The sequence below is a fragment of the Saccharopolyspora aridisoli genome, from assembly GCF_004348445.1.
Classification (GTDB): Bacteria; Actinomycetota; Actinomycetes; order Mycobacteriales; family Pseudonocardiaceae; genus Saccharopolyspora; species Saccharopolyspora aridisoli.
Window position 1 is genome coordinate 103,414 of record NZ_SMKV01000020.1, and the last position, 7,257, is coordinate 110,670.

The following is a 7,257-nucleotide window of genomic DNA, read 5'->3' on the forward strand; positions in this document are numbered from 1 at the left end:
CGGCGTTGGAGTTCTGAAGCAGTTCACCGTGCGATGTGATGAGTGGCAATGCAATTCAGCATTGCCGAGCGCGTCTGCTAATCTTCCCGCGCATACTGCCCGACCAGCGTGTATAACAATTGTGTCGATAGGGTCCAATGGCGCGTTGACCACGCATGACTGCGGTCCTAGGCTGCGTCGTCATCTGATGCGCCGGTGGGACCGTGGAATTTTCGGCGCACCCGCAGGCCCGTCCGTTTCGGGTACGCAGGGTCGGCGTGGGTTCTTCTTGCTGCGGCCAACCAACGGAGAAGGTTTGAGACGAGGTCCATGTCAACGCTGAAAAGCTCCTTCGCCTCCGGCACGATCAAGGCGCGCCTGATGGCCATCGCACTCGTCCCGAGTGTCGCGGCCCTGCTCGTCGGCGTGGGCTTGTCCGGATACTTGATCTTCCAGGGCCTGAGCGTGCAGAACTACGTCGGCAGACTCGCCGACGCCAAGGACCCCTCGGCCAGGTTCGTCGCCAACCTGCAGGACGAGCGCCAGCTGACCCTCGTCTACCTCAGCAATCGCAACGAGCGCCGCAACCTCGACGAGGTGCGTCAGAAGTTCGACGCCTCGCTGGCTGAGATGGACGGGGTCGCGGAGGAGTTCGCCGACTCCGTGCCCAGCGAAGCGCGGAGCAACTTCGACGAGTTCCGCTCGCAGCTCAACACCGTCAAAGAGGTGCGCAAGCAGGTCGACGGCGGACCGGCCGAACTGGACGCGGTCTACAAGTTCTACAACGGCCTGTTCGACGCTTACAACATGAGCCTGCGGACTTACGTCCGGTACGCGCCGGACGCCCAGGTCTCCTACGAGAGCTCGGTGTCCGCCGACCTCATGGACGCGGCCGACGCAATGGCCCGAGGCCACGCGCTCGCCCTGGGCCGCACCTCGGTCGGCATGACGCCGGCGCAGTACCACGAGTACGCGCACCAGATCGGCGCCTTCCACGACAACCTGAACTCGCTGTCGCCGCGAATGACGCCGGTCGAGGAGCAGACCTACAAGGACCTCCAGAAGGGCTCGGCCTGGACCCGCGTCGACGCGGTGCAGGACGCCATGGAGGTCGCCGGTGCCCAGGCCGCGGCCGGTCAGGTCATCAAGGTCCCGGTAAGCACCACCGACTGGATCAGCTCCACGCACGACTTGGCGCGCGAGCTCAACGCCTTGTCGACCTCGCACTACCAGTACGCGCTGGTGCTCGGTGGCACCGTCGCCGGCGAGACGCTGCTGACCTCGGCGATCACCGGCGCGATCATCGTGCTCATCGTCCTGATCGTCTTCCTGATCGCCCTGCGGCTGGCGAACCTGCTGGTGCGGCGGCTCAACAAGCTCCGCAGCGAGACCCTGGCGCTGGCCGAGCGGGAGATGCCGTCGGTCGTGGCGCGGCTGCGCAACGGGAAGCAGGTCGACGTCGAGCGCGAGGTCTCCTGGCTGCGCTTCGGCGAGGACGAGATCGGTGAGGTCGCCAACGCCTTCAACGAGGCGCAGCGCACCGCGATCCGCGCGACGGTCGCCGAAGCCGAGACCCGGCAGGGTGTCCGCTCGGTGTTCCTCAACATCGCCCACCGCAGCCAGGTCATGGTCCACCGCCAGCTGCAGGTGCTGGACAAGGCCGAGCGCAAGTTGGAGGACCCGGACCAGCTGGAGCTGCTGTTCCAGCTCGACCACCTGGCCACCCAGTCCCGCCGCAACGCCGAGAACCTGATCATCCTCGGTGGTCAGCGCCCCGGCCGGCAGTGGCGCAACCCGGTCCTGCTGCACGACGTCGTGCAGGGCGCGGTCGCCGAGACCGAGCTCTACGCCCGCGTCGAGATCCAGCAGCTGCCGGAGATCTCGGTGCAGGGCCGCGCGGTCGCCGACCTCGTCCACCTGCTCGCCGAGCTGGTGGACAACGCGACCTCGTTCTCGCCGCCGGAATCGCACGTCGAAGTGCGCGGCAACGTGGTCGGCAAGGGCATCATCGTCGAGATCGAGGACCAGGGCATCGGCCTGGACGCCAAGAAGCTCGACGAGCTCAACCAGCTGCTGGCGAGCCCGCCCGACTTCTCGGTGATGGCGCTGTCCGAAGAGGCCCGGATGGGTTTGTTCGTGGTCGCGCAGCTGGCGGGCAGGCACGGCATCAAGGTCACCCTCCGCGACTCCGCCTACGGCGGGATCCGGGCCGTGGCGCTGGTCCCGAACCACATCGTCGCCGAGCGCGGTCCGCAGACAGAGCGTCAGGAACGCGTCGAGCAGAGCGGTTCGCAGCCCGCGGTCCCGGCCGCGGAACCGGAGAGCAGGCCGAAGATCCCGCGCAAGCGCTGGATGGAGGGTCGGCTCGACCCGGACGTCATGCCGGACCCGATCGGACCGGACAGCCCGATCACCCCGCACAACCCGGTCGGCCACGAGGCGGCCACGCAGCGCTGGACCCACCCGGGTGCCAACGGATCCGGGCCGTCCACCGGTGAGATCGGTGCGCCGCATCAGAACCCGGCCGAGCACCCTCGCGCCGCCGCGCTGCCGCGCCAGCCGGAGCCGCCGCGCCAGCCCGGTCCCCGGGTCGACGAGCAGCAGCGTCCGGCGATGGGACGGCGGGTCGCGCCGGAGGCTCCGGCGAACATGCCGGGGCTGTCGTCGAACATGCCCAACGCGTCTGGTGAAATCCTCCCGACGGAGGTCGTTGCGAACGGAACCAACGGCTCTGGTCCGCCGAAGAGCGGCACCACGGCCGGGGTTTCGGTGAACACGTCGGTTTCCAGCTCGGCCGAGAAGCCGCCGCTCCCGCAGCGCCGGCGCGGTCAGAAGGCCAATCTCGCGGCGCCGCTCCGCGCCCAGATCGACCAGAGCCAGAAGCCCGAAGCTGCGCCGCAGCAGCCCGCTCCCAGCAGCGGTCCGCCGCGGACGCCGGACAGGTTCCGCAACAGCATGAACGCCTTCCAGACAGGCACCAAGCGAGCGCGCACCAACAACGTGACCAACGATGGTGCGCAGCCAGGAGGAAACGAGGCATGACGCTGAAGGCTTATAGCAAGGAAGTTGACTGGCTGCTCAACGATCTCGTGCAGCGGCTGGCCGGCGCGGACAAGGCCGCGTTGCTGTCCTCCGACGGTCTGCTGCTGGGCAAGACGCCGAAGCTCGGCCAAGCCGACGCGGAGCACCTGGCGGCGGTCGCCTCCGGTTTCCAGAGCCTGTCGAAGGGGGCGGCGCTGCAGTTCGACGGCGGTGAGGTCTACCAGACCGTCGTGGAGATGGCGAACTGCTTCCTGATGGTCACCGCGGCCAGCGAGGGCGCCTGCCTCGCGCTGATCGCCGCCGCGGACGCCGACCTCGGCATGATCGCCTTCGAGGCGAACCGCATGGTGACCAGGGTGGGCAACTACCTGAGCTCCGCGCCCCGTGCCGCCGGTTCTCCCCTTGATGTGTGAGCGCCATGTCAGGTGGCCGAGGATGGTTCGACGAGGATGCGGGACCGGTGGTGCGTCCGTACGCCCTGACCAAGGGGCGTACGCGGGCCACGAGCTACGAGCTCGACCTGATCACGCTCGTCGTGGCGCGCCAACCGCTGCCGCCGAACGCGCGTGCGCTTTCGCCGAACTACCAGCGGGTCCTGGCGGGTTGCGGGTATCCGGTCTCGGTCGCCGAGGTCGCCGCACGAGCGGACTTGCCGCTGGGCGTGGTGAAGATTCTGATCAGTGACTTGATCGAGCGGGACTACGTGGTCTTCGGACCGGATTCGTCTCCGACGACCGGCCCGAGCCTCGACATGATGCAGAAGGTGCTGGATGGGATCCGCAAACTCTGAACAAGCCAGCCTCAACGCGGTCGCCGCGAAGATCCTCATCGCGGGCGGGTTCGGTGTCGGCAAGACGACCCTGGTGGGGTCGGTCAGCGAGATCGTCCCGCTGCGGACCGAGGAGACGCTGACCGAGGCGAGCGCCGGGGTCGACGACCTGACGGGCGTGGAGCGCAAGACCACCACCACGGTGGCCTTCGACTTCGGCCGCATCACCATCAGTTCCGACCTGATCCTGTACCTGTTCGGGACCCCGGGCCAGGAGCGCTTCTGGTTCATGTGGAACGAACTGGCCAACGGGGCGCTCGGGGCGATCGTGCTGGCCGACACACGGCGACTGGACACCTGCTTCGCGGCGATCGACTACTTCGAGGGCCGCGGGCTGCCGTTCATCATCGGTGTGAACTGCTTCAACGGCACCCAGGTCTACGACCCGGAAGAGGTCCGGCGTGCGCTGGACATCGACGAGAACGTGCCGATCATGCTGTGCGACGCGAGGCAGCGGGACTCCAACAAGCAGCTGCTGACGACCCTGATGGAGCACGTCATGGCCGTCACCCGGGCCAAGCAGCAACACGCGATGCGCTGATCCGTCCCCACGCGTGCGGCCCCCGGTACGAGCCGGGGGCCGCCGCGCTTGGCGGGGTGTGGTCCCGGGACCGCGAGCACCGGTGCCAGCTGACCCGATGGACGTCCGTGACCAGCGCTGACGTACGCTGGATAGCTGTGCTCGTCATTGCGCTGGACACCTCGACGCCTGCGGTCACGGCGGGGCTGGTCGACCTCGACGAAGGCCGCCCGCGGGTTCTCGCCGAGCGCGTCACGATCAACCCGCGCGCGCACGGCGAACTGCTGATGCCACAACTGGTCGACGTCCTGGAGGAAGCCGGTCGCGGCTTCGGCGACGTCCACGCGATCGTCGCCGGGATCGGACCGGGGCCCTTCACCGGCCTGCGGACCGGCCTGGCCACCGCCGCCGCGCTCGGCCAGGCGTGCGACCTCCCGGTTCACCCGGTGTGCAGCCTGGACGCCATCGCCGCTGCCGCTGGGGTGACCGGCCCGCTGCTGGTCGCCACCGACGCGCGCCGCAAGGAGACCTACTGGGCCGCCTACGACGGCGCGACCCGCGTCGACGGCCCGCACGTCGCGCGGCCCACCGACGTCCCCACCAGCGGATGCGCGGTCGCGGCGGGGGAGCTGGCGGAGGCCGTCGGCCTCGACGCCGTCGAGCCGCGGTTCCCCACCCCCGCTGGGCTGGTGGCCGCCGCCGCGCTCGACGCCGACCCCGAGCCGCTGGTGCCGCTGTACCTGCGGCGACCGGACGCCGAGGAACCCGGGAAGCGGAAGTCGGTGCTCACCCGGTGAGCGAGTCGGTCACCGAGGTCAAGGTCCTCAAGCTCCGGCGGGCCGACCTGCGCCGCTGCGCCCACCTGGAGCAGGTGCTGTTCGGCGGTGACGACCCGTGGTCGCAGTCGGCGTTCTCCTCCGAGCTGGACCAGGGCCACTACTACCTCGGCGCCTACCTCGACGAGCGGCTGATCGGGTACGCGGGCTTGGCGGTCAACGGCCGCCCGCCGCACGCGGAGGCCGAGGTGCACACCATCGGCGTCGACCCCGCGCACCAGGGACGTGGCGTCGGCAAGGCCCTGCTGCGCGCGCTCCTGACACGCGCCGACGAGCACCGGGCGACGACGTTCCTGGAGGTGCGCACCGACAACGAGCCGGCGATCGCGATGTACCGCGACCACGGCTTCGAGATCGTCGGCCTGCGCCCGCGGTACTACCAACCCTCGGGGGCCGACGCCCACACCATGCGACGCGAAGCCGTGGAGGCGTCATGAGCGACACTGCTCCTCCCAGCGCTCGTGCGAGCCGACCGGGCGCGGGTGCCCCGCAGGACACTGGAGGCGTCATGAGCGAGCGGATCGTCCTGGGTATCGAGAGCTCCTGCGATGAGACGGGAGTCGGTCTCGTCCGGCTCTCCGCCGACGGCCGCGTGGAGCTGCTGGCCGACGCGGTCGCGTCCAGTGTGGACGAGCACGCGCGGTTCGGGGGCGTGGTTCCGGAGATCGCCAGCCGTGCGCACCTGGCCGCCATGGCGCCGACGATGCGCCGCGCGCTGGACGAATCGGGGCTTTCGCTGTCCGATGTGGACGCGATCGCCGTCACGGCCGGTCCCGGTCTGGCCGGGGCGCTGATGGTCGGCGTCGCCTCCGCCAAGGCGTACGCGACCGCGCTCGACGTGCCGCTCTTCGGCGTGAACCACCTGGGCGGGCACGTCGCCGTGGACACCTTGGAGCACGGTCCGCTGCCGGAACGCTGCCTGGCCCTGCTGGTCTCCGGCGGGCACAGCCAGTTGCTGCTGGTGGAGGGTGTCGGGGAGAAGATCACCGAGGTCGGCACGACCATCGACGACGCCGCGGGCGAGGCGTACGACAAGGTCGCCCGCATCCTCGACCTGCCCTACCCGGGCGGTCCGCCGATCGACCAGCAGGCCAAGCTCGGCGACGCGAAGGCCATCGCGTTCCCGCGCGGGCTCACCGGCCCGCGCGACGCCAAGTACGACTTCTCCTTCTCCGGTCTGAAGACCGCGGTCGCCCGCTGGGTGGAGACCGAGCAGCGCGCGGGCCGGGACATCCCGATCCCGGACGTGTGCGCCTCGTTCCAGGAGGCCGTCGCCGACGTGCTCACCGCCAAGGCGGTCCGCGCGGCGCGCGACCACGACATCGACACCCTGGTGATCTCCGGTGGGGTTGCGGCGAATTCGCGGCTGTCGGAGCTGGCGCGCGAGCGCTGCGCGGCGGCCGGGATCACGCTGCGCGTGCCGCGTCCCCGGCTGTGCACCGACAACGGCGCGATGATCGCGGCGTTGGGCGCGCACGTGCTGCACTCCGGCGCCAAGCAGTCGCCGCTGGACATGCCGGCGAACCCGGGTCTGCCGGTGCACACGATCGTCGTGCGGTAGAGGTCAGCGGGGCAGCCAGAACGCCTTGACGGTCGCGAGGAACTCGCGGCGGGTCGCGCGCGCGTTGACCCGCCGCAACCCGTCGGCAGCCGCGTCGTGACCGACGCCGTGGGCGTCGATCCCGAAGCGCCGCGCCAGCGCGATCGAGCGCCGCAGGTGGAAGCGGGTGGTCACCACGATCAGCGAATCGTGCTCCCGGGCCGCCGTCCGGCACGAGGAGTAGGTGTCCACACCGGACTCGTCGAGCACCACGGCCTCGTCCGGGACCCCGCGCGCCCGCAGGTAGCGCCGCATCACCACCGGCTCGCTGTGCCCCCGCGACTCCGGTGACCCGCTGACGACGATCCGCCCGACCTTCCCCGCCCGGAGCAGCTCGAACGCCACGTCCAACCGCCCCTGCAAGATCCGACTGGGCACTCCGTCCCACCGAACCCCGGCCCCCAGCACCAGGGCGACCTCCGTCGCGGGCACGTCCTCGACCCCGCGAACC

8 protein-coding genes are annotated in these 7,257 nt (G+C 70.1%); 7 read left to right on the forward strand and 1 reads right to left on the reverse strand.

What is annotated here, in order from left to right:
- The first annotated feature begins 309 nt into the window (after positions 1 to 309).
- The 7 genes from E1161_RS17340 (at position 310) to tsaD (ending at position 6,767) form a co-directional block, all read left to right on the forward strand.
- A complete protein-coding gene (locus tag E1161_RS17340) occupies positions 310 to 3,021 on the forward strand; it encodes a nitrate- and nitrite sensing domain-containing protein (RefSeq protein ID WP_132624512.1) in 2,712 nt (903 codons plus the stop codon).
- Entirely contained in the window at positions 3,018 to 3,434 is a 417-nt protein-coding gene (locus E1161_RS17345; RefSeq protein ID WP_132624514.1) for a roadblock/LC7 domain-containing protein, read from the forward strand. The genes E1161_RS17340 and E1161_RS17345 overlap by 4 nt, the downstream gene beginning before the upstream one ends.
- 5 nt (positions 3,435 to 3,439) lie before the next feature.
- On the forward strand, positions 3,440 to 3,811 hold the full coding sequence (locus E1161_RS17350; protein WP_132624548.1) for a DUF742 domain-containing protein: 372 nt from the start codon (positions 3,440 to 3,442) through the stop codon (positions 3,809 to 3,811).
- Positions 3,792 to 4,391: a GTP-binding protein gene (locus E1161_RS17355; RefSeq protein ID WP_132624516.1), complete on the forward strand. Its 600-nt coding sequence runs from the start codon at positions 3,792 to 3,794 to the stop codon at positions 4,389 to 4,391. The genes E1161_RS17350 and E1161_RS17355 overlap by 20 nt, the downstream gene beginning before the upstream one ends.
- 137 nt (positions 4,392 to 4,528) lie before the next feature.
- Positions 4,529 to 5,167, forward strand: a complete 639-nt coding sequence (gene tsaB, locus E1161_RS17360) for a tRNA (adenosine(37)-N6)-threonylcarbamoyltransferase complex dimerization subunit type 1 TsaB (protein ID WP_132624518.1) — start codon at positions 4,529 to 4,531, stop codon at positions 5,165 to 5,167.
- Positions 5,164 to 5,643, forward strand: coding sequence for a ribosomal protein S18-alanine N-acetyltransferase (rimI, locus tag E1161_RS17365; RefSeq protein ID WP_132624520.1), 480 nt, complete (start codon positions 5,164 to 5,166; stop codon positions 5,641 to 5,643). The genes tsaB and rimI overlap by 4 nt, the downstream gene beginning before the upstream one ends.
- 71 nt (positions 5,644 to 5,714) lie before the next feature.
- The gene (gene tsaD / locus E1161_RS17370) at positions 5,715 to 6,767 is read left to right on the forward strand and encodes a tRNA (adenosine(37)-N6)-threonylcarbamoyltransferase complex transferase subunit TsaD (protein ID WP_132624522.1); all 1,053 of its coding nucleotides are present in this window, start codon (positions 5,715 to 5,717) and stop codon (positions 6,765 to 6,767) included.
- Between the two features lie 3 nt (positions 6,768 to 6,770).
- On the opposite strand, the gene E1161_RS17375 is transcribed toward tsaD, so the two are convergent.
- Positions 6,771 to 7,257 (reverse strand): SanA/YdcF family protein (locus E1161_RS17375; RefSeq protein WP_132624524.1); only part of this gene is annotated, 487 nt, incomplete at its 5' end.

Excerpts from the sequence above, each read along its gene's own strand:
- E1161_RS17340 (WP_132624512.1), top strand. The coding sequence starts at position 310 with ATGTCAACGCTGAAAAGCTCCTTCGCCTCCGGCACGATCAAGGCGCGC.
- E1161_RS17345 (WP_132624514.1), top strand. The coding sequence starts at position 3,018 with ATGACGCTGAAGGCTTATAGCAAGGAAGTTGACTGGCTGCTCAACGAT.
- E1161_RS17350 (WP_132624548.1), top strand. The coding sequence starts at position 3,440 with ATGTCAGGTGGCCGAGGATGGTTCGACGAGGATGCGGGACCGGTGGTG.
- E1161_RS17355 (WP_132624516.1), top strand. The coding sequence starts at position 3,792 with ATGGGATCCGCAAACTCTGAACAAGCCAGCCTCAACGCGGTCGCCGCG.
- tsaD (WP_132624522.1), top strand. The coding sequence starts at position 5,715 with ATGAGCGAGCGGATCGTCCTGGGTATCGAGAGCTCCTGCGATGAGACG.